General features: G+C 72.9%; 24 protein-coding genes, 1 tRNA gene and 2 pseudogenes. 8 read left to right on the top strand and 19 right to left on the bottom strand.

The features are described 5' to 3' along the window. Position 1 precedes the first annotated feature (1 nt). Positions 2 to 1,450, bottom strand: a complete 1,449-nt coding sequence (gene glmU / locus DAA34_RS05495; RefSeq protein ID WP_407657007.1) for a bifunctional UDP-N-acetylglucosamine diphosphorylase/glucosamine-1-phosphate N-acetyltransferase GlmU — start codon at positions 1,448 to 1,450, stop codon at positions 2 to 4. 149 nt (positions 1,451 to 1,599) lie between these two features. On the opposite strand from glmU, the gene DAA34_RS05485 reads away from it, so the two are divergent. Next, complete coding sequence (locus tag DAA34_RS05485) at positions 1,600 to 4,008, top strand: tetratricopeptide repeat protein (protein WP_158707629.1); 2,409 nt, start codon at positions 1,600 to 1,602, stop codon at positions 4,006 to 4,008. A gap of 149 nt (positions 4,009 to 4,157) precedes the next feature. Further along, the gene (locus DAA34_RS05480; RefSeq protein WP_106817949.1) at positions 4,158 to 5,375 is read left to right on the top strand and encodes an RCC1 domain-containing protein; all 1,218 of its coding nucleotides are present in this window, start codon (positions 4,158 to 4,160) and stop codon (positions 5,373 to 5,375) included. A 46-nt stretch (positions 5,376 to 5,421) separates the two neighbouring features. Here the strand turns inward: DAA34_RS05480 and DAA34_RS05475 are convergent, their stop codons facing one another. The 3 genes from DAA34_RS05475 to DAA34_RS05465 all read right to left on the bottom strand — a co-directional run bounded on the left by DAA34_RS05475 (position 5,422) and on the right by DAA34_RS05465 (position 6,927). Further along, positions 5,422 to 5,835, bottom strand: coding sequence for a hypothetical protein (locus DAA34_RS05475; protein ID WP_106817948.1), 414 nt, complete (start codon positions 5,833 to 5,835; stop codon positions 5,422 to 5,424). Positions 5,836 to 6,007: 172 nt separating this feature from the next. Further along, positions 6,008 to 6,086 (bottom strand) — tRNA-Gln (locus DAA34_RS05470). A gap of 37 nt (positions 6,087 to 6,123) precedes the next feature. Next, positions 6,124 to 6,927, bottom strand: coding sequence for a helix-turn-helix domain-containing protein (locus DAA34_RS05465; RefSeq protein WP_158707628.1), 804 nt, complete (start codon positions 6,925 to 6,927; stop codon positions 6,124 to 6,126). A gap of 71 nt (positions 6,928 to 6,998) precedes the next feature. Here DAA34_RS05465 and DAA34_RS05460 point away from each other — a divergent pair, with 71 nt between their 5' ends. Together DAA34_RS05460 and DAA34_RS05455 are read left to right on the top strand one after the other, a co-directional pair. Further along, positions 6,999 to 7,376: a VOC family protein gene (locus DAA34_RS05460; protein WP_106817946.1), complete on the top strand. Its 378-nt coding sequence runs from the start codon at positions 6,999 to 7,001 to the stop codon at positions 7,374 to 7,376. Positions 7,377 to 7,441: 65 nt separating this feature from the next. Continuing rightward, complete coding sequence (locus DAA34_RS05455; protein WP_106819841.1) at positions 7,442 to 8,074, top strand: TetR/AcrR family transcriptional regulator; 633 nt, start codon at positions 7,442 to 7,444, stop codon at positions 8,072 to 8,074. 17 nt (positions 8,075 to 8,091) lie between these two features. Here DAA34_RS05455 and DAA34_RS05450 read toward each other — a convergent pair whose 3' ends face one another. Next, positions 8,092 to 8,451, bottom strand: a complete 360-nt coding sequence (locus DAA34_RS05450) for a VOC family protein (RefSeq protein ID WP_106817945.1) — start codon at positions 8,449 to 8,451, stop codon at positions 8,092 to 8,094. Further along, positions 8,448 to 9,257, bottom strand: a complete 810-nt coding sequence (locus DAA34_RS05445; protein ID WP_106817944.1) for a methyltransferase domain-containing protein — start codon at positions 9,255 to 9,257, stop codon at positions 8,448 to 8,450. The genes DAA34_RS05450 and DAA34_RS05445 overlap by 4 nt, the downstream gene beginning before the upstream one ends. 99 nt (positions 9,258 to 9,356) lie before the next feature. Here DAA34_RS05445 and DAA34_RS05440 point away from each other — a divergent pair, with 99 nt between their 5' ends. Beyond that, complete coding sequence (locus tag DAA34_RS05440) at positions 9,357 to 9,890, top strand: MarR family winged helix-turn-helix transcriptional regulator (protein ID WP_325027421.1); 534 nt, start codon at positions 9,357 to 9,359, stop codon at positions 9,888 to 9,890. A gap of 69 nt (positions 9,891 to 9,959) precedes the next feature. On the opposite strand, the gene DAA34_RS05435 is transcribed toward DAA34_RS05440, so the two are convergent. The 7 genes and pseudogenes from DAA34_RS05435 to metG form a co-directional block, all read right to left on the bottom strand. Beyond that, positions 9,960 to 11,840: an ABC-F family ATP-binding cassette domain-containing protein gene (locus tag DAA34_RS05435; RefSeq protein ID WP_106817942.1), complete on the bottom strand. Its 1,881-nt coding sequence runs from the start codon at positions 11,838 to 11,840 to the stop codon at positions 9,960 to 9,962. Positions 11,841 to 11,886: 46 nt separating this feature from the next. After that, on the bottom strand, positions 11,887 to 12,831 hold the full coding sequence (locus DAA34_RS05430; RefSeq protein WP_106817941.1) for a 4-(cytidine 5'-diphospho)-2-C-methyl-D-erythritol kinase: 945 nt from the start codon (positions 12,829 to 12,831) through the stop codon (positions 11,887 to 11,889). Between the two features lie 63 nt (positions 12,832 to 12,894). Next, a complete protein-coding gene (gene rsmA / locus DAA34_RS05425) occupies positions 12,895 to 13,788 on the bottom strand; it encodes a 16S rRNA (adenine(1518)-N(6)/adenine(1519)-N(6))-dimethyltransferase RsmA (protein WP_106819839.1) in 894 nt (297 codons plus the stop codon). 16 nt (positions 13,789 to 13,804) lie between these two features. Continuing rightward, a pseudogene (locus tag DAA34_RS12660) lies at positions 13,805 to 14,107 on the bottom strand (transglycosylase family protein); the annotation flags it as partial. Positions 14,108 to 14,298: 191 nt separating this feature from the next. Then, positions 14,299 to 15,186, bottom strand: a pseudogene (locus DAA34_RS12445) (ubiquitin-like domain-containing protein); the annotation flags it as partial. Between the two features lie 51 nt (positions 15,187 to 15,237). Next, positions 15,238 to 16,140, bottom strand: a complete 903-nt coding sequence (locus DAA34_RS05405) for a TatD family hydrolase (RefSeq protein ID WP_106817940.1) — start codon at positions 16,138 to 16,140, stop codon at positions 15,238 to 15,240. Positions 16,141 to 16,147: 7 nt separating this feature from the next. Then, entirely contained in the window at positions 16,148 to 17,950 is a 1,803-nt protein-coding gene (metG, locus tag DAA34_RS05400; RefSeq protein WP_106817939.1) for a methionine--tRNA ligase, read from the bottom strand. Positions 17,951 to 17,995: 45 nt separating this feature from the next. Between metG and DAA34_RS05395 the strand changes: the two genes are divergently transcribed. Continuing rightward, positions 17,996 to 18,604: a DUF4126 domain-containing protein gene (locus DAA34_RS05395; protein ID WP_106817938.1), complete on the top strand. Its 609-nt coding sequence runs from the start codon at positions 17,996 to 17,998 to the stop codon at positions 18,602 to 18,604. Here the strand turns inward: DAA34_RS05395 and DAA34_RS05390 are convergent. After that, positions 18,531 to 19,139 carry a TetR/AcrR family transcriptional regulator gene (locus DAA34_RS05390; RefSeq protein ID WP_106817937.1) on the bottom strand — a complete coding sequence of 203 codons (609 nt, stop codon included), beginning with the start codon at positions 19,137 to 19,139 and terminating at the stop codon, positions 18,531 to 18,533. The two genes, DAA34_RS05395 and DAA34_RS05390, sit on opposite strands and share 74 nt — an antisense overlap. 134 nt (positions 19,140 to 19,273) lie before the next feature. Between DAA34_RS05390 and DAA34_RS05385 the strand changes: the two genes are divergently transcribed. Further along, positions 19,274 to 19,459, top strand: a complete 186-nt coding sequence (locus DAA34_RS05385) for a hypothetical protein (protein WP_106817936.1) — start codon at positions 19,274 to 19,276, stop codon at positions 19,457 to 19,459. Between the two features lie 93 nt (positions 19,460 to 19,552). Further along, complete coding sequence (locus DAA34_RS05380; RefSeq protein ID WP_106817935.1) at positions 19,553 to 20,329, top strand: CPBP family intramembrane glutamic endopeptidase; 777 nt, start codon at positions 19,553 to 19,555, stop codon at positions 20,327 to 20,329. 7 nt (positions 20,330 to 20,336) lie between these two features. On the opposite strand, the gene DAA34_RS05375 is transcribed toward DAA34_RS05380, so the two are convergent. From DAA34_RS05375 to rsmI, 5 genes are all read right to left on the bottom strand, one after another. Further along, the gene (locus tag DAA34_RS05375; RefSeq protein WP_106817934.1) at positions 20,337 to 21,176 is read right to left on the bottom strand and encodes a hypothetical protein; all 840 of its coding nucleotides are present in this window, start codon (positions 21,174 to 21,176) and stop codon (positions 20,337 to 20,339) included. Positions 21,177 to 21,225: 49 nt separating this feature from the next. Beyond that, complete coding sequence (locus tag DAA34_RS05370) at positions 21,226 to 21,969, bottom strand: succinate dehydrogenase/fumarate reductase iron-sulfur subunit (protein ID WP_106817933.1); 744 nt, start codon at positions 21,967 to 21,969, stop codon at positions 21,226 to 21,228. Continuing rightward, on the bottom strand, positions 21,966 to 24,158 hold the full coding sequence (locus DAA34_RS05365) for a fumarate reductase/succinate dehydrogenase flavoprotein subunit (protein ID WP_234354124.1): 2,193 nt from the start codon (positions 24,156 to 24,158) through the stop codon (positions 21,966 to 21,968). Before DAA34_RS05365 ends, DAA34_RS05370 begins: the two co-directional genes overlap by 4 nt. Beyond that, on the bottom strand, positions 24,155 to 24,877 hold the full coding sequence (locus DAA34_RS05360; RefSeq protein WP_106817932.1) for a succinate dehydrogenase cytochrome b subunit: 723 nt from the start codon (positions 24,875 to 24,877) through the stop codon (positions 24,155 to 24,157). Before DAA34_RS05360 ends, DAA34_RS05365 begins: the two co-directional genes overlap by 4 nt. Positions 24,878 to 24,989: 112 nt before the next feature. Beyond that, a complete protein-coding gene (gene rsmI / locus DAA34_RS05355) occupies positions 24,990 to 25,820 on the bottom strand; it encodes a 16S rRNA (cytidine(1402)-2'-O)-methyltransferase (RefSeq protein WP_106817931.1) in 831 nt (276 codons plus the stop codon). Between the last annotated feature and the right edge of the window lie 7 nt (positions 25,821 to 25,827).

The following is a 25,827-nucleotide window of genomic DNA, read 5'->3' as shown; positions in this document are numbered from 1 at the left end:
CTCAGTCCTCCTGCGTCGTCGTGCCGGCGGCCTGTGCCGCCGCGTCCGTGGGGGTGCCGGCGCGCCGCGTGGCGACCCAGCCGTCGTGGTTGCTCTGACGGCCGCGGGCGACCGCCATCTGCCCGGGCGCGACGTCCTCGGTCACCGCCGACCCGGCCGCGACGTACGCCCCGTCCGCGATGTCGACCGGCGCGACAAGCACCGAGTTGCTGCCGACGAAGCTGTGCCGGCCGATCGTCGTGCGGTGCTTGGCCACGCCGTCGTAGTTGGCGAAGATCGTCCCGGCGCCGATGTTCGCGCCGTCCCCGATCTGCGCGTCGCCGCAGTACGTGAGGTGCGGGACCTTCGCACCCTCGCCGATCGTCGCGTTCTTCGTCTCGACGAAGCCGCCCACCTTCCCGCCCCGACCGACGACCGTGCCCGCCCGCAGGTACGAGAACGGCCCGACGCTCGCCTCGGCCCCGACGACCGCGTGCTCGGCCTCGGTGCGGCGGATCCGGGCGTCGTCGCCGACCTCGGTGTCGGTGAGGGTGACCTCGGGGCCGACGACGGCGCGCTCGCCGATCGTCGTCGCGCCGAGGAGCTGCGTGCTCGGCCGGATCGTCGTGTCCCTGCCGATCGTCACGTCCACGTCGATCCACGTCGTCGCGGGGTCGACGATCGTCACGCCCTCACGCATCCATCGCTCGCACGTGCGGCGGTTGAGCTCGGCCCCGAGGTCGGCGAGCTGCACCCGGTCGTTCGCGCCCTCCGTCTGCCACAGGTCGTCGACGGGCATCGCGCTCACGCGGCGCCCCGCCTCCCGGGCCAGACCGACGACGTCGGTGAGGTACTTCTCGCCGGAGGCGTTCTCCGTCGTGACCTGCGTCAGGGCCGTGCGCAGGAGCTCGGCGTCGAAGGCGTAGATGCCGGAGTTGATCTCGCGGATCTCGCGCTGCGCGTCGGTCGCGTCCTTGAACTCGACGATCCGCTCGACGCTCCCGTCCGCGGCACGGACGATGCGGCCGTACGACTTGGCATCGGGCAGGACCGAGGTGATGACGGTGACGGCCGAGCCGCTGCTCGCGTGGTCCTCGGCGAGCGCGACGAGGGTCTCGCCCTGCAGCAGCGGGACGTCGCCCATCGTCACGAGGACGGTGCCCGAGAGGTCTGCGGGGAGGGCGTCGAGGCCGCACTCGGTGGCGCGGCCCGTCCCCTTCACCTCGTCCTGGTCGGCGATGGTGCAGGCGGCGTCGATCGCGGTGATGTGCTCGGCGACGCGGTCGCGCTCGTGCCGGACGACGACCGTCAGGTGATCGGTCCCGGTGGCGCGCGCGGCGGCGATGGCGTGACCGATGAGCGAGCGACCGCCGATCGGGTGCATCACCTTCGGGAGCGCCGAGCGCATCCGGGTGCCCTCGCCCGCGGCGAGGATGATGACGGCGGACGGACGGGCGTCGCTCACGTGCATGCTCCGTGGGGTCGCGGGCAGGTGTCAGGGGCGTCCCGGAGGGACCTCGACACTCTACTCACCCGGGACGGTCGAGGCTCCACGACGGCGGCCCGGCGACGCCTCAGTAGAGTCGGTCAGGGCATGCCGGAGGGGCGAAGGGGACGACGGTGGGTGATCACGGGAGCGACGAGATCCCGTTGCCGCCGCGCCACGCCGCTCCCGGTGACATCGTCGAGTCGCTCGTGGCGCTGCGGGCCTGGGCCGGGTCCCCGTCCTTCACCGAGATCGCGCGCAGGGTGACCGCCGCCCGGACCTCGCGGGGGGTGCCGGCCGTCGAGGCACGGCTCGCCCGGAGCACCGCCTACGACTGCTTCCGGCACGGACGACGACGCATCGACGTCGACCTCACGCTGGAGATCGTCCGCGCGCTCGGCGTCGCCGAGACGGGCGCCCGGCGGTGGCGGGCCGCCCTGACCACCCCGCCGGGCAGGACCGGTGGTGCTGCCGTCGAGGTCCGGCGGGGCCTCCCCCGCACCGAGAGCCTCGTGGGACGTGACGAGGAGGTCGAATGGGCCGTCATGGCCGACGGCGCGACGCTCATCACCGGCATGGCCGGTGTGGGCAAGACGGCCCTCGCCCTGGCGGTGGCGAAGCGGCTCGTCGACTCGGCCGCCGTCGACGACGTCCTCGTCGCCCGGCTCGACGGTCACGCGCAGTCCGACGACCCAGCCGCGCTGGACCCTCTGCTCGGCCTCCTCGCCGAGGAGATCGGCGAGCTGGACGGCGCACCTCGCTCGGCCGAGCCCGCCGGCCGGCGGGTCGCCCGGCTGCTCACGCAGGCCAGTCTGGTCCTGGTCCTGGACAACGCGGCCGACCCCGCCGACCTGCTCCCGCTCGTGCGCCTGGCCGGCAGCTCCCGGGTCATCATCACCAGCCGTCGTCGCGGGAGCCCGGGTCACCTCACGGAGATCGCCCTGCGCGAGCTCGATCCGAGGGCGGGGGCCCATCTGCTCGAGCGGGAGTCGAAGGGGGGGCTGCCTGCGTCCGAGGAGAGCACGGTGCGGCTCGCGGAGACGCTCGGCGGCCTCCCGCTCGCCCTCGCGCTGGCCGGCCGCCGGGCAGCCCAGAGCGTCGGGTGGTCGGCGACGGACCATCTCGAGGCCTTCGTCAGACGGGCCGCCCTGCTCGATCTCGACGAGCCCGTGGCCGAGGTGGTCAGCCAGTCCTACGAGGCGCAGCCGGCGCACGCGCAGCGCATCCTCCGCCTGGCGAGCCTGGCTCCGGGCACGGACGTCTCGAGCGAGGCCCTCGCGGTGCTCGTCGACGGGGCAGAGGACGCCGTGGAGCGTGACGTCCGGAGGCTCGTCGAGGTCCACCTCATGCGCCCGAGCGGCGATGGCCGGTGGGACATGCACGACCTCGTCCGTGTCTTCGCGCGCGCACGATCTGCCCGCGAGGACGCCCCGAGCGCCGTCGCCGCAGCGCGCACCCGCCTGCTCGAGCACCACCTCGAGCGTGCCTCGTCGTGCGTGGCCACGACGCACCCCCATGAGGTCGGATCCTGGTGGTGGCTCTCGTCCGCACCGCCCGCCGTGGAGCAGGGCGGCGCACTGGCCTGGCTCTCGACGGAGCGGGCCACCCTGGTCGAGGCAGCCTTGTCGGCCGACGAGCTCGGCCGCCCCGAGCTCGGGGCCGCCCTGGCAGCGGTGCTCGTGCCCTACCTGTGGGACCGGAGCGAGCCCGGTCGGGTCCTCGAGCTCGCCGAGCACGGCCTGCACCGTGCCGGGCTGGCGGGCAACCAGCGCGGCACCGCGGTCCTCGAGCGTCTCGTCGGTCAGACCTTCATCCGCGCCGGCCGGTACGACCGGGCCCGCGACCATCTCGCCCGCGCCCTGGCGGCCGCCGAGACGGCGGGCACGAGCCACGACGTCGCCCTGACGCACAACGCGCTCGCCATCATCGCCAGCGCGGACGGCGACACCGACGCCGCCGTCCGCCACTCCCACGAGGCGCTGCCGCACTTCCGGGCCCACCCGGAGGACGGCTTCGTCTGCGGCGTCCTCAACAACCTCGCGATCTACCACTTCGAGGCGGGCGACCAGGACGCGGCACTCAGGGTCTTCGAGGAGGTCGTCGCACTGGCCGTCGAGCACGGCTGGCTCACGCGCGAGCAGTGGGCGCTGAGCAACATGTCCGAGATCCTCGTCGGTCTGGGACGACTCGACGACGCAGCCGCAGCGGTGGCGCGGGCCGGCGCGCTGGCCGTCGAGCTCGACGACGCGGTCGGGCATGCCTACGTCCTTACGAGTCGCGCCCTGGTCGAGCACGCCCGCGGCCAGACGGACGCGGCAGTCACGACGAGCCGACAGGCGGTCGATCGTGGCCGCGCGCTCGGCCACCCGTCCCTCGAGGCGTCGGCGCTCTGCTCGCTCGGCAGATACCTCGCGGACGCGGGTGACCTCGACGGCGCCGCCGCCGCGTACCGGCAGTCGCTCCAGGTCGCCACCCGGATCGGCGAGGCGCCTCAGGTCGCGCTCGCCGTCGAGGGGCTGCGCAGCCGGGGGCTCGATCCCTGACCTCGCTGCCGTCAGCCCCTCCTCCCCCTTCGCCCGCCGCGCCGGCTCACCCGGTGCGTCCGGGATCGTCCGGGCTCCTGGCCCAGCGACCGGTCGGCCGTCCAGGCTCAGGTGACCGCCGCGGGGGCGGCCGACGAGAGGAGCAGGACATGAGACACCTCCGACACCGGATGGGCGCAGCCGGAGCCACCCTGGCCACCGTGCTGGGGACCGCGACCTTCGCCCACGGGGCACCGACGACGCAGGGAGGGACGCTCGATGCGAACGCCGAGTCGGTGACCACCGTCCGAGCCGTCGCGGCGGGCATGAACCACACGCTCGTGCTGCGCAGCGACGGCACCGTGTGGGGCGTCGGGGACAACACCCAGGCACAGCTCACCGGCGACCCCACGCTGCCGGACGCGTGGCGGAACCCCTACTGGCGCAAGCTCGCCGGCCAGCGCTCCGGCGTCCCTGCGACGCGCGTGTGGGCAGCCGACCGGGGCAGCTTCGTGTACGCCGGCGGGCGGCTGCGCGCGGCAGGCAACAACTACTGGAACCAGCTCGGCGTCACCGGAGGCGACAAGACCTCGCTGACGCCCGTCACCGGCCTGCCCACGGGTACGCCGCTCAGCCTCAGCGGTCGCTACGACCTCACCCTCGTCGTCGGCTCCGACGGTCGCGTCTACGGTGCGGGGGACACCCCCGAGGTCCCCGACGGTCAGGGCTTCCACCGGCTGGCCGCGCTACCCTCGGGCTCCGCGCGCGAGGTGTCCGTCAACGACCACGGCTCCTACGTCCGCACGAGCACGGGGCGGATCTACGGCCTCGGGATGCGTCGGTGCCTCCAGTCGACGAGCACCGAGTACGCGTGGGTGACGCGCTGGCGTGCGCTCAAGGCACTGCCAGGGGGCCGCAAGCCGGCCCAGCTGGCCGCGACGGACTGCGGTCTGGTCGTCCGAACCACCGACGGCCGGGTCTACGGGACGGGGTCGAACGACACCGGCCAGCTCACCGGCTCCGCCACCTGGTACGACGGGTGGAAGCGGCTGAGCCTTCCCTCGTCCGACGCAGCGGCCCGAAGGATCGCCTATGTCGACGGGGACGCCACCCTCGTCGCGACAAGGACTCGTCTCTACGGGACCGGGACGAACCATTACGGCCAGCTCGGTCGGCCGGCCAGCGGCCCGGCCCGCTCCCTGGTCCAGGCGAGGTGGTGGCCGAAGCGCCTCGCGGTCGCGGAGATCAGCGGCGGACGAAACTTCGCGGTGGCACTGACGACCACCAGCCGCGCGTACGGCACCGGCTGGAACTACAACCGCCAGCTGGCCAGAACGACGGCGGGCTACCGCGACTCCTACGCCGTGCTCGGCTCGCGGACGGAGTGACCACGACCGCCCGCGTCGGGTAGCACCGCGACGCGGGCGGCGGCGGTCAGCCGGCGGCGTCGGCGACCGGGGGGTTGCCGAGGACATGGCTCGAGCCGCCGATGGTGCGCCCGCGCCTTTGATGACGTTCAGCGGCGCGGGGGCCGGAGCGGCGGCCCGGCTCATTGGCGCTCCCGGGGACGAGGATCGCCGCGGTGCCGCGAGAGCCGTTGCGGCTCGCGCCGCGCAGCCCGTCACGCGTGACGCCGAGAGGGTGGCCGCCCATCGCCGCCCGAGGTCCGAGACCCCGGGCCGTCCGCGCGATGCGCACGGCCGAATCCGCTGGGTTCGTGACCGTCCCCGGCCCGGGTTCCGAGCGCCCGGCGAGGTCGGCGACCACCATCCCGACCGCGGTCACGATGTCGTCGTGCGTCCCCGGCAGGTTCGCGAGTTTCACCGTGCCCGGGCCGGTCTCGACCATCCGCGTCGCCAGGAACTCGGCGCGTGTCTCGTCATCGTCCGGCAGCGAGTGCGAGCGGTCCCGCAGCGCGACGAACAGCCCGCGGGCGAGGCGGGTGAAGACCGGGCCCGCCCCTATCGGAAGTAGGGGCGGGCCTTGCCGCGTCTGACCTGCGGCAGTGCGCCGCGGTCTGCTCCCCGGGTAGGAGTCGAACCTACGTCGCTGATCCTGATTCAAAGTCAGGCGGGCCCTGCCGGCAGACCAACCGGGGATCGCCCCGTTCGGGGCCGCTCCAGCGTAGAGCCCCGGTCAACCGTCGAGTTCGGCGCCGCGCGCGTACCGGCTCGGGGGCACGCCGACGAACGCGGTGAACTCCCGCGCGAGATGGGCCTGGTCGAAGAACCCGAGACGCGCGGCGAGGTCGGCGAGCGGCTCGTCCGTCCCCGCCTCGAGCGCGGTGACGACGTCGCGCAGCCGCAGCCGGGCGATCACCTGCTTCGGTCCGATCCCCACGTGCTCGCGGAACACCCGCTGCAGCGTCCGCGCCGAGACCGCCAGGTGCCCGGCGAGCTGCTCGACGCGCACGACCTCCGACGACCGAACCTGCTCGAGCGCCCGCCTCGCGAGCAGGACGCCCTCGGACGGCGGTCCTGCGAGATCCGCGAGCGACGCCAGCACCTCGTCCAGAGCGACGACCTGATGCGCCGCGGGCTGCGTCGCCGCCTCCCGGAAGGCGTCGACGAGGCCGGGCGGCAGGAGGTCGTCCGCAGGAACCGTCCGGTCCGTCAGGTCGGCCGCCGCAATGCCGCACGCCTGGGACAGCACCCCGGTCCGCAGCTTGACCCCGACGACGCGTCCCCGGCCGGTCAGCCGGGCGTCGAACCGCCGCGTGCTCGGACCCGTGACGACCGCGCCGTCGTGCCCCCGGCCGGCGCCCTCCTCCCACGTGAGGTTCGTCGCGTGGTCGGGCACGAGCGAGCCGGGCACGACGACCTCCCCCGGCAGGTCCCACCGCAGCGACCAGTAGCGCTCGACGGCGTCGAGGAGCACCGCGGTCGGCTCGGCGGTGCAGCGCTCGACCGCCGTGTCGAGCTCGCTCTGGCGGAGGATCACCCCGGGCGGTGTCCGCGCAGGTGTCGCCTTCGTCCAAGACCCCACGCGCTGGAGCGTACGAGGCTGACGGCATGACGACTCTGCAGAACACCCGCATCGCCATGGTCACGATCGACTGCGCCGACCCGCGCGCCGAGGCCCGCTTCTGGGCCGAGCTCCTCGGCGGGGAGATCGCCGTCGAGCAGGACGAGTACGCCATGGTGTCCAGCGAGGGCATGACCCTCGGGTTCGGTCGCGTCGAGGGGTACGAGCCCCCGGCATGGCCGAACGAGAACGGCTCCAAGCAGTTCCACCTCGACCTCGCCGCCGAGGACATCCCTGCGGCCGAGCAGCACGCCCTGGAGCTCGGCGCGACGCTCGCCGAGCCGCAGCCCGGCGACTCGTGGCGGGTTCTGCTCGACCCGGCTGGCCATGCGTTCTGCCTCACGGACGCGGCGAGCTGGGGCTGACCCGCTGGAAGGATGGGGGCGTGACAAAGACGGCACGCTCCCTGAAGAAGACCTCCCGGGCCCGGATGACGGGGCAGCAACGCCGGGAGCAGCTGATCGACGTGGGGCGGCGACTGTTCGCCGAGCGGGGGGTCGAGGGGACGAGCGTAGAGGAGATCGCGCAGGTGGCGGCCGTGAGCAAACCCCTCGTCTACGAGCACTTCGGTGGCAAGGAGGGGCTGTACGCGGTCATCGTCGACCGGGAGATCGCCAGCCTGGCGCACGGCCTCGAGACGGCGCTCACGGCGCCGGGCAGCTCACGGCAGATCATCGAACGCGCGGCGATCGCGATGCTCGACTACATCGAGGGCTCCACGGACGGCTTCCGCATCCTCATGCGTGACTCCCCGCCCGGCGCCGACAGCGGCACGCTCGCCAACCTCGTCAGCGACGTGACGACGCAGGTCGAGCACATCATGGTCGCGGCGTTCACCCGCAAGGCCCTCGACCCGAAGGCCGCCCCGCTCTACGCCCAGGCGCTCGTCGGGATGGTCTCCCTCACCGGCCAGTGGTGGTTGGGCCACCCGACGATGCAGAAGGACGAGGTCGCCGCGCACCTGGTCAACCTCGCGTGGAACGGCCTCACCGCCCTCGACCCGGCACCCACCATCGAGACCGAGCACCTCGATCCCGAGCAGTCCGACCCGGCGCGCGACTGACCGCGCTCCGCAGCGTGTCAGGCCTGCTGGATCTCGACGCGGTTGCCGACGGGATCGTCGGTGTGGAACCGCCGTACCCCCGCCATCTCCTCGTTCCACCGGACGGGCGCACCACCCGCCTCGACCGCAGCGGCGACCGCGCCCACGTCGTCGACGAGCAGGCAGGGGTGCGCCTTGCGGGCGGGCACGAAGGGCTCCTCCGCTCCGACGTGCAGCTCCTGCGCCCCGGCGACGAACCACGCCCCGCCCCGGGCGGCCATCACCGGCGGCTTGGGCTTCTCGACCAGCCCGAGCACGCCGACGTAGAACCCGCGCAGCGCGTCCTCGGCACCGGGCGGGCAGGCGATCTGCACGTGGTGGATGCCGACGACGGTCACACGCCCGTCCCGGGGACGTGCACGACGGTGAACACCCGCCGGAACGGGAGGATGACCCCGGCGCCCGTGCGGGGGTAGGCCGCCTTGAGCCGCGCGCCGTAGTCCGCGAGGAACGCGTCGCGCTCGGCCTCGTCCGTGAGGATCTCGAGCACCGGCCGCAGCCCCGTGCCGCGCACCCACTCGAGGACGGGGTTGTCCTGCTCGCCCTCGCGGTCCAGGACGTGCAGGTACGTCGTCTCCCACGCGCTGACGAGGCGGTCCGGCGCCGACAGCAGCTGGAGGTAGGTGGCCGGGTCTCCCGCCCCGAGCCGCTTCGCCGCTGCCTCGAGCTGGGCTCGCCGCGGGTGGGCGACCGCCGTCTCGCGCATGAGGGCATGGGTCGGCGAGTCGAAGTTGCCGGGCACCTGCATGCCGAACCAGCCGCCGGGGGCGATCCCGTCCACCCACCGCGGCAGGATCGACAGGTGGCCGGGGACCCACTGGAGCGCGGCGTTCGTCAGGGCCACGTCCGGCGCAGCCCCGAGCGAGGCCATGTCCCAGTCCCGCAGGTCGGCCTCCACCCACTCCACGCGACCAGCAGCGTCGGCCTCGCGTGCCGCGGCGAGCATCTCCGGGGAGCTGTCGACCCCGACGACCCGCGCGTCCGGCCACCGCTGCGCCAGCTCGAGGGTCGCCGGCCCGTTGCCGCACCCGAGGTCGACGACGAGCCGAGGGTCGCGGGCGCCGACCTGGGCGAGGAGGTCGTGCCAGGGCCGGGTCCGTTCACCGGAGAAGCGCGCGTACTGCGTCGGGTCCCAGGTCGTCATCGATTTCCACCTCGCTCGCGTCGTCCTGCCAGCAGGATCGCGCAGATCGTCTTGATGTCAAGATGTTTGACGGCGACCAGGTCGGGTTATCGTGGACCCGTGGCCACTCCTGACGCGCGCGGCGGGACCGGGGGTGGCGGTCTGCCCGTCGACGACGTCGACGCGATCGTCGCAGCATGGGCACGCGAGCGTCCAGACCTGGACCTCGCCCCGCTCGAGGTCCTCTCCCGCGTCTCCCGAATCGCCCGCCGGCTCGACCGGGTACGGTCCACGGCCTTCGCGGCCCACGGGCTGGACACGTGGGAGTTCGACGTCCTCGCCGCCCTCCGTCGCGCCGGCGACCCCTACGAGCTCTCCCCCGGCGAGCTCGTGCGCGTGACGATGGTGACCTCGGGGACGATGACGACCCGGGTCGACCGGCTCCTGGGACGTGGGCTCGTCGAGCGGCACCCCTCGCCGAACGACCGGCGCGGGATCCTCGTCCGGCTCACCCCCGCCGGGTCGCGGGCGGTCGACGCCGCCATGATCGATCTCGTCGCCGCCGAGCGGACGCTGGTCGCCGACCTGCCCGAGCGCACGCGCGCCGAGCTCGTCGACGGGCTGCGCGCGGTGCTCACCCGCCTCGAGGCCTGAGCCCGTCCGCCTGGGCAGCATCCGCCGGGCGCCATCCGCCCGATCACCGTCGGCCCAGGCGCCGTCCGCTCAGGACCCCTCGAGCACCTCTGCCGCCTCCAGCCACTCCAGCTCCAGACCCTCCCGCTCGTCGACGATCTCGCGCAGCTGCCCGTTGAGCTCAAGCGCCTTCGCGTGGTCGCTCGCGGCGTCGGCCATCTGGTGGTGGATCCGCTCCTCGCGATCGGCCAGCCGGGACAGCTGCTTCTCCACCCGGGAGAGCGCCTTGCGGGCCTCGCGCACCTCGGCCGCGCTCGGGCCGGCCGCGGTGGCATCCGCCGGCACGGAGCCGCCGTCGGCACGCACCGCGCCCTCCGTCGAGCCCGGCTCCGAGCGCGCCGCGTCGGCCGCAGCCCGCAGCTCGAGGTACTGCTCGACGCCGCCTGGCATCTCCCGCACCCGCCCGTCGCCGAGCAGGGCGACCTGCCGGTCGGTGAGCCGCTCGAGGAGATACCGGTCGTGGCTGACGACGAGCAGCGTCCCGGCCCAGCCGTCGAGGACGTCCTCGAGCTGGGTGAGCGTCTCGATGTCGAGGTCGTTCGTCGGCTCGTCGAGGAGCAGGACGTTCGGCTCAGCCATGAGGATGCGCAGCATCTGCAGCCGGCGCCGCTCGCCGCCGGACAGGTCACCGACGCGGGTCTGCTGCCGCCCGCCGGAGAACCCCAGCCGCTTGGCCAGCTGCGAGGCCGAGACCTCCTTGCCCCCGAGCACCGTCGTCGCCCGGACCTCCTCGACCGCGTCGACGACCCGCCGCTCGGCGAGGGCCTCGAGCTCGCGGACCTCCTGGGTGAGGTACCCGATCTCGACGGTGATGCCCTCCTTGCGCTTGCCAGAGGTGAGCGGTGTCCGGCCGGCGACGACCGACAGCAGCGTCGACTTCCCCGCCCCGTTGACCCCGACGATCCCGACCCGCTCCCCCGGCGCGAGCCGCCACGTCACGTGGTCGAGCAGGACCCGCCCGGAGCGACCCGCCCCGACGTCGGTCGGTGACGGCGGGACGACGAGCGAGCCGTCGATGACGTCGATGACGTCCTTGCCCAGGCGGGTCGTCGCGAACCGGACGAGCTCGACCTCGTCCCGCGGCGGGGGCTCGTTCTCGATGAGCGCGTTCGCCGCCTCGATGCGGAACTTCGGCTTGCTCGTGCGCGCCGGCGCCCCGCGCCGCAGCCATGCGAGCTCCTTCCGCAGCAGGTTGTCGCGGCGCTCGGCGGTGACCCTCGCGACGCGTTCGCGCTCGGCCTTGGCCAAGACATAAGCGGCGTACCCGCCCTCGTACTGCTCGACCCGCCCGTCGACCACCTCCCACGTCAGCGTCGCGACCGCGTCGAGGAACCACCGGTCGTGGGTGACGACGACGAGGGCGTTGCTCGCCTGACCCCCGCGCGCCCGGTGCCGCACGAGGTGGTCGGCGAGCCAGGCCACCCCCTCGACGTCGAGGTGGTTCGTCGGCTCGTCGAGGAGGAGGACGTCGGGGTCGGCGACGAGCGCCCGGGCCAGGGCCATCCGTCTCCGCTCGCCGCCGGACGAGCCGCGCACGAGCGCGTCCCAGCCGCCGACGTTCGGGGCGTCGATCCCGCCGAGGAGGCCGTCGAGGACGTCCCGGATCCGCGGGTCGCCGGCCCACACGTGCTCGGGCAGGTCCCCGAGCACCGCGGCCCGCACCGTCGCCTCCGGGTCGAGCGTGTCGGTCTGGACGACCTGGTCCAGGCTCGCCGCGCCCGCGCGGGTCACCCGCCCGGAGTCGGGCGTCAGGGCGCCGGAGAGGACCTTGAGCAGCGTCGACTTGCCCCCGCCGTTGCGGCCGACGACCCCGATCCGTGCCCCGGTCCCGACCCCGAGGTAGACCTCGTCGAGGACGGCAGCGGTGCCGAGGGTGACACTCGCGCGTTCGACGGAGATGAGGTTGGCCACCCGGAGGTTGTAGCAGGCCGGTCCGACGACGTCGGCGTGCGGCCCGTCAGGCGCGGGAGGTGGGGACGACCTGCGCGCCCGCGACGGGGCCGGTCGCGCGGACGACGTTCGTCGCCGTGCCGGAGGCGGTGAAGGACACGGCGAGGTCGATCGCGGCCTCGGCGTCGGCGCAGAGGAAGGCGACCGTCGGGCCCGAGCCGGAGACGAGGCCACCCAGCGCGCCGAACCCCATCCCGGCGTCGATGAGGTCGCCGAGGTCGGGGCGCAGCGCGACCGCCGCGTCCTGCAGGTCGTTGTGGAGCACGGCCGCGAGCGCCTCGGCGTCCCCGCCGAGGAGGGCGCTCATCATGGCGGGGTTGGGCGTCGGGTCCGGGTCGGGGGTCAGCCCGCGGCGGGCGACGATCCGGTCGTGCTCGCCGTAGACCGCCGGGGTGGACAGGCCCGTGCCCGTCGAGGGGACGAAGACCCAGTGGAAGGTCCCGCGCGCCAGCGCCGGGGTGACGATCTCCCCCCGACCCGAGCCGACCGCCGTGCCGCCGTGGAGCAGGAAGGGGACGTCGCTGCCGAGCTCGGCAGCGATGTCGCACAGGGCGTCCTTCGTCATGCCGAGGTCCCACAGGTGCTCGCACGCGACGAGCGTCGCCGCCGCGTCCGCCGAGCCGCCGGCCATCCCGCCCGCGACGGGGATCTCCTTGCGGATCGTCACGTGGACCGGCTCGACGACGTCGGCCGCCTCGGCCAGGAGGGTCGCGGCGCGCAGCGCGAGGTTGTCCGCGGTCGTCGGGACGCCGTCGGCGAACGTGCCGTGGACCGCGACCTCCCACTCCTGCGCCGGGCGGACCGTCACGGTGTCGTGGAGCGAGACCGCCTGGTACACGGTCGAGAGGGTGTGGAAGCCGTCGTCGCGCACCGGCCCGACGAGGAGCTCGAGGTTGACCTTCGCCGGGACCCGCGCCGTCACCGAGGGGGGGCTCAGGAGTGCCGAGGTCACGGCGCCACCCTAGTCACACCGCGCCGTCGGTACACCCGTTCGCGCGATGGTCCCGATGGGCGGTCAGCCCGCGGCGCGGGCGGCGGCGATCGCCGCGAACTCCTCGATCCCCAGCTGCTCGCCGCGCGTGCGCGGGTCGATCCCGGCGGCGAGGAGGCATCGCTCGGCCTCGGGGGCGGACCCCGCCCAGCCGGACAGCGCCGCCCGGAGGGTCTTGCGGCGCTGGGCGAACGCCGCGTCGATGCACGAGAAGACGTCCTCGCGGCGGGCGGAGGTCTGCGGCGGCTCGCGGCGGACGAGTCGGACGAGCCCGGAGTCGACGTTGGGGACCGGCCAGAAGATCGAGCGGGGAACCGTGCCGGCGAGCGTCACCTCGCCGTACCACGCCGCCTTGACGCTGGGGACGCCGTACACCTTCGAACCCGGGCTCGCCGCGAGGCGCTCGGCGACCTCGAGCTGGACCATGACGAGCACGCGCTCGAGGGAGGGGAACCGCTCGAGGAACGACAGGACGACCGGCACCGAGACGTTGTACGGGAGGTTCGCGACGAGCGCGGTCGGCGCAGGTCCCGGCAGGTCGGTCACCCGCAGCGCGTCGGCGTGGACGACGTCGAGCCGCTCCCCCGCACCGGGCGACATGGCCTCGACCGTCGCGGGGAGCTCGGCGGCGAGGACCGGGTCGACCTCGACGGCGACGACGTGCCCGGCCTTCTCGAGGATCGCGAGGGTGAGCGAGCCGAGCCCCGGACCGACCTCGACGACCGTGTCGGCCTCGCCGACCTCTGCGGTGCGGACGATCCGTCGGACGGTGTTCGCGTCGACGACGAAGTTCTGCCCCCACTGCTTCGTCGGGCGGATGCCGAGCCGGGCGGCGATCTCCCGGAGGTGGGACGCGCCGAGGAGCCCGGCACCCTGGTCGGTGGGTGCCGGGCTCCCCGGGTGCTGCTCGTCCGTCACGGACGCAAGGGTGCCATCACGCGGCGTGGGCGCAGCCCCACGGCCGCAGACCGGCCTTGGCGTAGTAGCGGTTGGCCACGGTGATCTGCTCCTCGCGGCTGGCGAGGTCAGGGCGCGGTGCGAAGTCGTCGCCGCCGTTGGCCAGCCAGCTCGGGATGTCGAACTGCAGGCCACCGTAGTACCCGTTACCGGTGTTGATCGACCAGTTGCCGGTCGACTCGCACTGGGCGATGCGGTCCCACATCGCGGCGTTCGCGGTGTTGATGCCGGCACCCGAGGCCGATCCCGCCGAGGGCTTGGGGGCCGGGGCCGGGCTGGGGGTGGGCGTCGANCCAGCCGGGCGCGCGGCGCGTGAGGGCCGTCCGTAAGGCGCGAAGAGGAAAAGACCGCAGACGGCCACGGGGCCCCCTCGAGCCCGGGGGGCGGCGCACGGGGCGGGGAAAAGCCTTTCATCTGCGCCGAGGGGGAGGGGGGCGCGGGCTTCGGGGCGGGCTTGGCCTTCGTCCCGGTGACGACGATCTTCGACGTCGCGCCGGAGAGGACGCGGGAGCCGACGACCCGGCGGGCGACGACCGTGCCGTCGTGCGTCGTCACCGCGTACGTGACCCGACGGGCCCCGGCCTCGCCCTCGCGCAGCACCCTGCTCTGCCCGACGTAGAGGGCGTCGGACTGACGGACCGTCGTGCGGAACGGCAGCGCCTGCGTCGTCGGCACGCGCTTGGTCTCCACCCGCACGACCCGGGCGCTCATGCCGTCCGAGACGCGGGTCCACGGGCCGGGCTTGATGAGGTCGTCGCCGTCGACCTTGAGCTTCGTGCCCTTGAGGGCGGCCTTGAGGGTGCGCTCGGTCGTCCAGATCGTCGTCCGGTGCTCGCCGATGGCGATGCGGACCTTCTTCGGCGTCACGAGCGAGACGGAGAGGCCCTGGCGACCGAGCGTGGCCCCACGCGAGGTCGACAGCTCGGCGTTCTCCGAACGGATGCCGAGGGCGGCGAGCGCCTCGCCGACGGTGTCCTCGGTCGTCCAGTAGGTCCGCTTCTTCCCGTCCTCGACGACGGTGAGCGGGTGGGCGTACCGGACGACGATTCGCTGGCCGTCCTTGAGCTCCTCGTCGAGGCCCGGCTGGACGACGTCGTGCTCGCCGATCTCGACGCCCTGCTTGGCGAGGACGTCCCGCACGGTGCCTCGGAAGGCGCGCGTCGTCGAGGTCGTGCCGTCGACGTCGACCGTGACGTCCTTCTCGGCCGTGGCGGCGCCGACGCCGACACCGGCGAGCAGCGCGGCCGCGACCCCGGCCTGGGCGAGACGTCGGGGGGTGGGCTTGAGGTTCACGGTGCTCCAAGGGGTGGTGCAGGGGCCCGGGGACAGGGGGGACCCCGGCGGACTGCCGTCCACCATGAACGACGGGTGACCAAAGGTCAAGTTTTGGTAACGGACCTCACGGACGCGTCACCACGGCCCGTACAGGCGCTCCGCGTTGTCGCTCAGGGCGCGGCACAACGCCGTCACGTCCGTCGAGAGGGTCGAGGCCATCGCCCGGACGGTGAGGGGGACCAGGTACGGGCTGTTCGTCGAGCCGCGCCACGGGGTGGGGGTGAGGTACGGGGCGTCCGTCTCGACGAGGAGGTTCTCCAGCGGCGTCACCGCGAGCGCGTCGCGCAGGCCCTGCGCGCTCTTGAAGGTCACCGTGCCGGAGAACGACAGGTGGTAGCCGCGCTCGACGCACTCCCGCGCCATGGCCATGTCGCCGGAGAAGCAGTGCAGGACGGTCTTCTCCGGCGCGCCCTCCTCGTCGAGGATCCGCAGCACGTCGTCGTGGGCGTCACGGTCGTGGATCTGCAGGGCCAGGCCCGTGCGCTTCGCGAGGTCGATGTGCCACCGGAAGCTCTCGATCTGCGCGGCCCGGCCGTCCTCCCCCGTGCGGAAGTAGTCGAGCCCCGTCTCCCCGACGACCCGCACCCGGGGGTGGTCGACGAGCCGCTCGATCTCGGCGAGGGCGTCGGCGAGCTCGCCGCGCGCGCCGAGGGTCGCCGCCTCGTTCGGGTGGATCGCGACGCCGCCGAGCATCCCCGGGTGCCGGTCGACCTCCGCGACCGTGAACTGCGCCGACTCCAGCTCGCACCCGATCTGCACGACACGGTCGACCCCGACACCGGCCGCCGTCGCGAGGGCATCCGCGATCCGCTCGGTCGACGTGGCCGCACCGGTGCCGCCGGGCGCCCCGCCGGGTCCGACGGCGTCCGAGGTGTCGTCCCGGACGATGTCGAGGTGGCAGTGGTTGTCGACGACCGGCAGCGGCAGCGGGTCGGGGACGCTCGGTGCGGCGCCGTGGGCGCGGTCGTGGGGGCTCATCGCGCGGTCAGCCCGCCGTCCCGGCCATGCGCGTCAGCTCCTCCTCGACGACCGCGTCGTCGAGCTTGACGAAGACCGGCGTCGGCTTGGCGATCGGCGTGCCGGGCACGACCGGCCGGCGCTCCCACCGGGGCGTGGCGGAGTAGTCGCCGGTGATGACCTCGTAGGGGCGGGCGGAGTCGAGGTCGGTGACCTCGTCGACGCGCGGCATCGGGACGAGCTGACCCTGCCCGCCGAGGACGGCATGGACCCGGTTGGCCGCGTGCGGGAGGAACGGCGCGAGGACCGTGTTGAGGTCGCTCACGCACTGCACGAGCGTGTGCAGGACGGTGAGCAGCCGGTCGCGCTGGTCCTCGCCCTTGAGGCGGAACGGCTCGGTGTCGGTGACGTACTTGTTCACCTCGCCGACCGCGCGCATGGCTGCTGCGAGGGCCGCCTTCTGCCGGTGCCGCTCGATGAGGCCGCCGACCTCGTCGAAGGCCTCCTGCACCCGGGCGAGCACCGCCTCGTCGATCGCCTCGAGGGCCACCGGCGCGGGGATCTCGCCGACGTTCTTCGCGACCATCGCCGCCGTGCGGTTGACGAGGTTGCCCCAGCCGGCGACGAGCTCGGAGTTGTTCCGCTGCACGAAGTCGGCCCACGTGAAGTCGGCGTCCTGGTTCTCCGGGCCGGCCGCGCAGATGAAGTACCGCAGCGGGTCGGGGCCGTAGCGCTCGAGGACGTGGCGCACGGGGATGACCCGCCCGCGGCTGGAGGAGAACTGCTGCCCCTCCATCGTGAGGAACTCGCTGCTGACGACCTCGGTCGGCAGGTTGAGCTCGCCGAACGCGCCCGGCGTGCCGCCGTGGTCGCCGCGGCCCGCGTAGGCGAGGAGCTCGGCCGGCCAGATCTGGCTGTGGAAGGTGATGTTGTCCTTCCCCATGAAGTAGTACGACAGGGCCTGCGGGTCGTTCCACCACTCGCGCCAGCGCTCGTCGTCACCGAGCCGCCGGGCCCACTCGATCGATGCCGACAGGTAGCCGATGACGGCGTCGAACCACACGTAGAACCGCTTGCCGGGGTACTGCTGCCCCAGCTCGCCGGGGAGCGGGACACCCCAGTCGATGTCGCGGGTCATCGCCCGCGGGCGGATGTCGTCGAGGATGTTGAGGCTGAACCGGATGACGTTCGGGCGCCACGCGCCGGTCGCCTCGCGGCCCTCGAGGTAGGCGCGCAGGGCGCCGGCGACGGCAGGCAGGTCGAGGAAGAAGTGAGGGGTCTCGCCGAACTGCGGCGTCGCGCCGTCGATCTTGCTCCGGGGGTCCTTCAGCTCGTCGGGCTCGAGCTGGTTGCCGCAGTTGTCGCACTGGTCGCCGCGGGCCTCCTCGTACCCGCAGATCGGGCACGTCCCCTCGATGTACCGGTCCGGCAGGGTGCGGCCCGTGCGCGGGTCGAGAGCGACCTTCTGCACCTGCTCGATGAAGTACCCGTTGGCCCGGCACTGCTCGAACATCGCCTGCACCGTCGCGGCGTGGTTGGCCGTCGTCGTGCGCGTGTAGAGGTCGTAGGAGCAGCCGAGGTCGGCGAGCTCGTGGGCGACGAGCGCGTGATTGCGGTCGACGAGATCCTGCGGGGAGACGCCCTCCTTGTCGGCGAGCACGAGGATCGGCGTCCCGTGCTCGTCGGACCCGCTGACCATGAGCACGTCGTGCCCGGCCATCCGCATGTACCGGCTGAAGACGTCGGACGGGACGCCGAACCCGGCGACGTGGCCGAGATGGCGCGGACCGTTCGCGTACGGCCAGGCGACGGCGGAGAGGACCTTGCTCATGGCGATCGAGTCTAGGTGCGCCCGCCGCCGTGCCACCCTGCGCCCATGCTCGCTCTGCTCACCGGGACGGGGCTGTCGGCCGCGGCCGGGCTCAACGCCTACATCCCGTTCCTGCTCGTCGCGCTGCTGGCGCGGTTCACCGACGTCATCACGCTGCCACCGGGGTGGGGCTGGCTCGAGTCGTGGTGGGCCATCGGGATCGGGTCGGTGCTCCTGCTCGCCGAGGTCGTGCTCGACAAGGTCCCCGCGGTGGACTCGGTCAACGACGCGATCCAGAGCTTCGTCCGGCCGAGCGCCGGCGCGGTGTGCTTCTCCGCCACCCAGGCCGCGGAGAACCTCGACAACAGCGCGTGGATGCAGGAGAACCCCTGGGTCGGGGTGGTGCTCGGGGTCCTCGTCGCGGGCCTGGTCCACACGGGGAAGATGGCCGCCCGGCCGGTCGTCAACGTCTCGACGGCCGGGACCGGCGCGCCCGTCGTCTCGACGGTCGAGGACGTCTTCTCGGTCGGGATGAGCCTGGTCGCCGTCTTCCTGCCGGTGCTCGTCGTCCTCTTCCTCGCCCTCCTGGGGTGGGCGGCGGTCAGGATCTGGCGCGCTCGCTCTCGCCGGCGTGGGCAAGCATCGCCCCGAGGATCGAGGAGACGACCGGGTTGAGGTAGTCGCGCCGGCTCTCCGGGGGGACGGCCACCGCCGACAGCAGGACCCCTTCGAGCGCGGCGATGACGGCGGTCGCTTTCAGCCGCGGGTCGTCGGACCCGATCCGCGCCGTCGTCTGCGCGACGAAGTCGATGAGCTCCTCGCGCCATGCGGCGAAGGCCTCGTCGATCTCGGGGGTCCGCAGCCCCTCGAGCTTGAGCTCGGCCACGACGACGATGATCGCCGGCTCGGCCAGCCACCCGTCGAGCAGCTCGACGACCGCGTCGATGACCAGACCGTCGGACGGGGCGGAGCCGATCTGCCCGACCGCGTGCTCGACACCGCCGAGGAGCTGGTCCCGGAGGAACTCGGCCGTACCCGTGAGGAGCGCGAGCCGAGTGCGGTAGTACCCCGACGTGCTGCCCTCCGGAAGGCCGGCCTGGGCGTCGACCGCCCGGTGGGTGAGGCCCCGCAGACCGCGCTCGGCGATGATCGCGATCGCCGCCTCGAGGATGCGTCGGGTACGCGGGGTGGACCTCGGCCCGGAGCTCACGGAGACGTCCTTCCTCGACAGCGAATGGGCTGCTCACGATACGCCCGGCAGATCGGTCGGCCCGGCTTGCATCCCATCCACTACAGGTGTAGTTTTAGTGGTGCAAGGACTACATCCGTAGAAAGGTCCACACCATGTCCTACCTCGCAGCCGAGAGCGTCCTCCAGTCGGCCCTCATCGCGTGCGGCATCGTGCTGGCGATCGTCCTGGTCTCCGTCGCGGCCGCCGCGACCGAGTTCTTCATGCAGCACCACAGGATCCGCGTCCAGCGCAGCGAGCCGCTGTTCAGCTACTACAGCCACCTCGCGACCGGCCACTGAGCCCCACGGACCACCCGAACGGCCCCGCAGCGCACCGCGCCGCGGGGCCGTTCACCGTCACTACCCGCGCCGCTCCGCCCTAGGGTCGGCCGCATGACCGCCGACACGCCCCCGGCGCACCCGGCACCGGGCCGACGGACGATCCTGCGCGAGAGCGGGCTCGTCGTCCTCGTGTCCATCGGGGCGAGCGCCATCTGGTCGGTGATCTCGTTCCTCCGGTCCGCGACCGCGCCGGGCGGGATCGCTGCCGCCGATGCCACGCTCAACTCCTCGCACGCGCCGGGTCGACCATGGCTCGACCTCCTCGTGCAGCTGACGGGCATCGCCCTCGCGCTCGCGCCCGTCCTCCTGGCGCTGCACCTGCTCGGCGCTGGCGCAGCGCGACGCCTGGGGATCGACGGCCGCCGCCCCGGCCGGGACCTCGCCGCCGGCGCCGGGCTCGCCGCGATCATCGGGCTACCCGGGCTGGGGGTGTACGCCGCCGGCCGGGCGCTCGGCATCACCGCGCACGTCACCCCGGCGGCCCTGCCCGACGTCTGGTGGGCCATCCCCGTCCTGGTGCTGGCAGCCGCCCAGAACGCCGCGCTCGAGGAGATCGTCGGCGTGGGCTACCTCTCGACACGGTGGCGCGAGGCCGGCTGGTCGTGGCGGACGGTGATCGCGCTCGCCGCTCTCGGCCGAGGCGCCTACCACCTGTACCAAGGCCTCGGCGCGTTCGTCGGGAACGTCCTCATGGGAGTGGTCTTCGCCGCATGGTTCGCCCGCACCGGGCGGGCGCTGCCCCTGGTGATCGCCCACACCCTCATCGACGTCGTGGCCTTCGTCGGATGGGCTCTGCTCGCAGAGCGCCTGCCGGGCTGGCTCGGATGAGCGCTGCTCAGCCGAACTTGTCGATGACGACCGCCTTGCCCGGTGGCGGCCCGGGCAGGAGCGTGGTGTTCCACCTGCTCACGTCATACCTCTGGCGGGCCAGTCCCCTCGCAGGGATCTCGAACGCGCGGAGGTGCAAGTTGCTCGAGTCGAGGATCGCGGCTCCCTGACCACCACCGGGCAGCAGGGTTCGCAGCAGGACCGACGGCGTCTTCTCGTGGACCACGACCTCGGCGGTCGTGAACTCCCGTCGGTGCGGCTCGGTGTTGAACGGTCCGCGGACGACGACGCGCGGGACGTACGGGGTGACGATGCCGGAGACGTCCCGCGCCGGGGTCCTCAACCACCGTCCCGCGACGACTCCGGCCGGCGGGTTGCTCCCGAACGGCTCACGCTCCTCGAGTGCCTGCTGGTCGGCCTTGAGCCACACCGTGCCCTTGATCTTCACGATGTCCAGCGTCCCGTGCCTGCGCGATCTCGACGTCACCCGGAAGGTCGACCCCCGGTACTCCCCGCTCACCGTGAACCTGTCCTGGTCGGCCTTCCCGCCGTCGCCCAAGGGCCTGGTGCCCTTGACGGTGATCGTCTCGACGGCATCGAGCGCGACGAGCGCGGTGTCGTGCCACCACCGCGGCGGCTGGCCAGCCGGACCGGCGGAACGCCCACCGGCAGCGGCACCGGTGTCGGCCGTCCCGCCGCCGTTGGGCGTCACCGTCGGTGATCCGACGCTCTTCCCCGAGTCGCCGCTGGCTCCCGTGCCCGGGGTCTGGGTCTGGGTCTGGGTGACCGGCGCCTGGCCGCCCCCGCCGCACGCGGACAGGGTCGTGGCCACGATCACCGTGGCCACGACCCCTACGAGTCGTCGCGTCCCCACCGTCTCGCCGTCAGGTCCACCGTCAGCGGCGGCGGCCCGAGGCCTTCCGCAGGTCGGTGTTGAGCTGGGAGATCACGTCGAGCGGGATCTCCTTGGGGCACGAGGCGGCGCACTCCCCGATGTTCGTGCAGCCGCCGAAGCCCTCGGCGTCGTGCTGGGCGACCATGTTGACGACGCGCGCGTCCCGCTCGGCCTGCCCCTGGGGCAGCTCGCCGAGGTGGGTGATCTTCGCGCCCATGAACAGCATGCCGCTCGCGTTCGGGCACGCCGCGACGCACGCACCGCAGGCGATGCACGTGGCCGCGTCGAACGCGCGGTCGGCGTTCGGCTTCGGCACCGGGGTGGCGTGTGCGTCCGGGGCCGCACCCGTGTTGACCGAGATGTACCCGCCGGCCTGGATGATCCGGTCGAAGGCCGACCGGTCGACGACGAGGTCCTTGATCACCGGGAAGGCGTCGGCCCGCCACGGCTCGACCGTGATCGTCTCGCCGTCCTTGAAGCTGCGCATGTGCAGCTGGCAGGTCGTCGTGACCTCGGGGCCGTGCGCCATGCCGGAGATCATCATCCCGCAGGTGCCGCAGATGCCCTCGCGGCAGTCGGAGTCGAACGCGATCGGCTCGATCCCCTGCGCGATGAGGTTCTCGTTGAGCTCGTCGAGCATCTCGAGGAAGCTCATGTCCTCGGAGATGTCCTCGACCTGGTAGGTCTCCATCTTCCCGGCGACGCCGGGGGCGGCCTGCCGCCAGATGTTCAGTGTCAGTCTCACTTGTAGCTCCGCTGCTTCATCTCGACGAACTCGTAGACGAGGTCTTCCTTGTGGAGGACGGGCGCGCCCATGTCGGTCGGGCGCTCACCGCCGGTGAACTCCCAGGCCGCGACGTAGGCGAACTCGTCGTCGTGGCGCAGCGCCTCGCCGTCCTCGGTCTGGGACTCGGCGCGGAAGTGACCACCGCAGGACTCGCGGCGGTGGAGGGCGTCGATGCACATGAGCTCGCCGAGCTCGATGAGGTCGGCGACGCGGCCGGCCTTCTCGAGGCTCTGGTTGAGCCCGTTGCCCGAGCCGAGGACGCGCAAGTTCGTCCAGAACTCGTTCTTGAGGGCCCGGATCCGCTCGATCGCGTGCTTGAGGCCCTCCTCGGTGCGCTCCATGCCGCAGTACTCCCACATGATCGCGCCGAGCTCCTTGTGGATCGAGTCCACCGAGCGCTCGCCGTTGCACGTGAGGAAGTGCTGCAGCCGGGTCTCGACGTTCTGCCGGGCCTCGACCACGGCCGGGTGCTCCGGCGTGACGGGCTCGAACGGCCCGTGCGCGAGGTAGTCGCGGATCGTGTTCGGCAGGACGAAGTAGCCGTCCGCGAGGCCCTGCATGAGCGCCGAGGCCCCCAGTCGGTTGGCGCCGTGGTCGGAGAAGTTGGCCTCCCCGGCGACGAACAGGCCCGGGATCGTCGACTCGAGGTCGTAGTCGACCCAGAGGCCGCCCATCGTGTAGTGGACGGCCGGGTAGATGCGCATCGGCACCGAGTACGGGTCCTCGCCCGTGATCCGGGCGTACATGTCGAAGAGGTTGCCGTACTTCGCCTCGACGGCGTCCCGACCCAGGCGCCCGATCGCGTCGGCGAAGTCGAGGTAGACGCCGCGGCGGACCATGCGCTCCTGGCCGTCGGGACCGGTCTCGGAGATCGCCGGGCCGACGCCGCGACCCTCGTCGCACATGTTCTTCGCCTGCCGCGAGGCGATGTCACGCGGGACGAGGTTGCCGAAGCTGGGGTAGATCCGCTCGAGGTAGTAGTCGCGGTCGGCCTCGGGGATCTCTCGCGGGTCCTTGTCGCAGTCCTCGGCGCGCTTGGGCACCCAGATCCGGCCGTCGTTGCGCAGCGACTCGGACATGAGCGTGAGCTTGCTCTGCTTGTCGCCGTGCTGCGGGATGCACGTCGGGTGGATCTGCGTGTAGCACGGGTTGCCGAAGTAGGCACCCTTGCGGTGCGCGCGCCACGCGGCGGTGACGTTGCAGCCCATCGCGTTCGTCGAGAGGAAGAAGACGTTGCCGTAACCGCCGGAGGCGAGGACGACGACGTCCGCCAGGTGGGTCTCGATCTCGCCGGTCACCATGTCGCGGGCGATGATCCCGCGGGCCTTGCCGTCGACGACGACGAGCTCGAGCATCTCGTGGCGGCTGTACATCTCGACCGTGCCGGCCGCGATCTGCCGCTCGAGGGCCTGGTAGGCACCGATGAGCAGCTGCTGGCCCGTCTGGCCGCGGGCGTAGAACGTCCGGGAGACCTGGACGCCGCCGAACGAGCGGTTGTCCAGGAGGCCGCCGTACTCACGGGCGAAGGGGACACCCTGCGCGACGCACTGGTCGATGATGTTCCGACTGACCTCGGCGAGGCGGTAGACGTTGCTCTCGCGCGAGCGGTAGTCGCCGCCCTTCACCGTGTCGTAGAAGAGCCGGTAGACCGAGTCGCCGTCGCCCTTGTAGTTCTTCGCGGCGTTGATGCCACCCTGCGCGGCGATCGAGTGCGCACGACGGGGGCTGTCCTGGTAGCAGAACGACTTCACGTGGTACCCGGCCTCGCCGAGCGTCGCGCCCGCCGACGCGCCGGCCAGGCCGGTGCCGACGATGATGACGCTGAGCTTGCGACGGTTGGCCGGGTTGACCAGCGCGTTCTCGAACTTGTGGCGCTCCCACCGGGTCTCGATCGGGCCGTCCGGGGCCTTGGTGTCCGCGATGGGGTCGCCCTCGCGGTAGAGACCGTGGACGAGGTTGCCGCGGTCGCCGGCGTCCGAGCGCTGCTGCGCGGTGGCGACGCGGGCGCCGGGCGAGGTGCCGGCCGGGGCCTGGGCGGGGTCGTCGACGCGGCTGCCGGTGTCCTCGGCGGGGCTGGCGGCGGTCTCCTCCGGGTCCGGCTGCGAGTCGGCGGGGTTCTGGCCTGAGGGCATCTTCTGCTCGCTCACTTTCCGACGATGTTGAGGAGGATGGCGAAGGGCGGGATGAGGAACCCGACGACGACGACGGCCGCGATGATCTTGCCGACCGTCTGCCACAGCCGGGCCTTGGCGGGCGTGCCCGTGGCGCCGAGGGTCTGGGCCGCGCTCCACACGCCGTGCATGAGGTGCAGGCCGAGCGCGATCATCGCGAGCGTGTAGAGCAGGACGAGGAGCGGGTTCTCGAAGCTGCCGACGACCATGTCGTACGGGCTGGCCTTGATCTCCTCGGCCGTGAAGCGGTCGCTCAGGTCCGGCTTGAGCAGCGTGAAGTGCAGCAGGTGGAAGATGATGAAGAGCAGGAGCGCGACGCCGCCCCAGCGCATCCACCGGCTGGCGAACGACGCCGTCACCGCCTTCTTCACCTGGTAGCGCGTCGTGCGGGCCGAGCGCGCCCGGCTCCACAGCGTCAGCGCCGCGTACACGTGGGTGACGAGCGCGACGATCAGCAGCAGCCGGAAGGCCCAGAGGAAGCCCGAGTACGGGAGCATCGGCTCACCGAGGGTGCGCAGGTGGTGGGCGTAGTCGTTGAACGCCTCCTCCCCGGCGAGCACCTTGAGGTTGCCGTACATGTGGAGCAGGACGTAGAGCACGAAGAGCAGACCGCTGGCCGCCATGAGGAACTTCAGCCCGATGGAGGAGCGGCCACCCGTGGTGCGCTTGGGAGCGGTGAGGGTCGAGGAAGCCACGGGGCAAAACTACTCCCACCTCACGCTCAGGGTTGCGCATGCCCGGCCCGTTGCGACCGCGGGGTGCGACGGACGGCGGGCAGGCGGCGCCGGACGGGTGTCGGCGGGCGGCTCAGCGGGCCGCGAGGTGAGCGTCGTAGAGCGCCTTCCTCGACAGCCCGGTCTCGGCGGCGACCGCGGCGCACGCGTCCTTGAGACGCTCGCCGCGGTCGACCCGTTCCGCCACGCGGGCGACCCCGGCGGGCAGGTCCACCGCGACCGCCGGGGCGCCCGCGACGACGACCGTGATCTCCCCCTTGAGCCCGCCGGCCGCCCACGCCGCGAGGTCCGACAACGGCCCGCGCCGGACCTCCTCGTACGTCTTCGTCAGCTCGCGGCACACGGCCGCCTGCCGGTCGCCGCCGAAGGCCTCGGCCATCGCCTCGAGCGTGTCGTGGATGCGGTGGGGCGCCTCGAAGAAGACCATCGTCCGCCGCTCTCCGGAGAGCTCGGCGAGCGCCCGGGCCCGCTCCCCCGGCTTTCGCGGGGCGAACCCCTCGAAGCAGAACCGGTCGACCGGCAGCCCGGAGACGGCGAGCGCCGCGAGCACCGCGCTCGGACCCGGCACGCACGTCACCGGGAGGTCCGCGTCGACGGCCGCACGGACGAGCCGGTAGCCGGGATCGGAGACCGAGGGCATCCCGGCGTCGGTGACGACGAGCACCCGAGCGCCGCCGCGCATCGCCTCGAGCAGGTCCTCGGCGCGCTCGCGCTCGTTGTGCTCGTGGTGGCTGACGACGCGGCCGGCCGGTTCGACCTCGAGCGCGGCGCACAGGCGGCGCAACCGCCGGGTGTCCTCCGCGGCGACGACGTCCGCGGTCGCGAGCTCCGCCCGCAACCGGGGCGAGGCGTCGGTGGGGTCCCCGATCGGGGTCGCGGCGAGGACGAGGGGCATGCCGGTCATCCTGACA

Origin of the sequence: Janibacter massiliensis, from assembly GCF_900289115.1 — a bacterium.
Lineage (GTDB): Bacteria > Actinomycetota > Actinomycetes > Actinomycetales > Dermatophilaceae > Janibacter_A > Janibacter_A massiliensis.
Note: the sequence above shows the minus strand (reverse complement) of the source record. Positions and strands in the feature narration are given on the sequence as shown.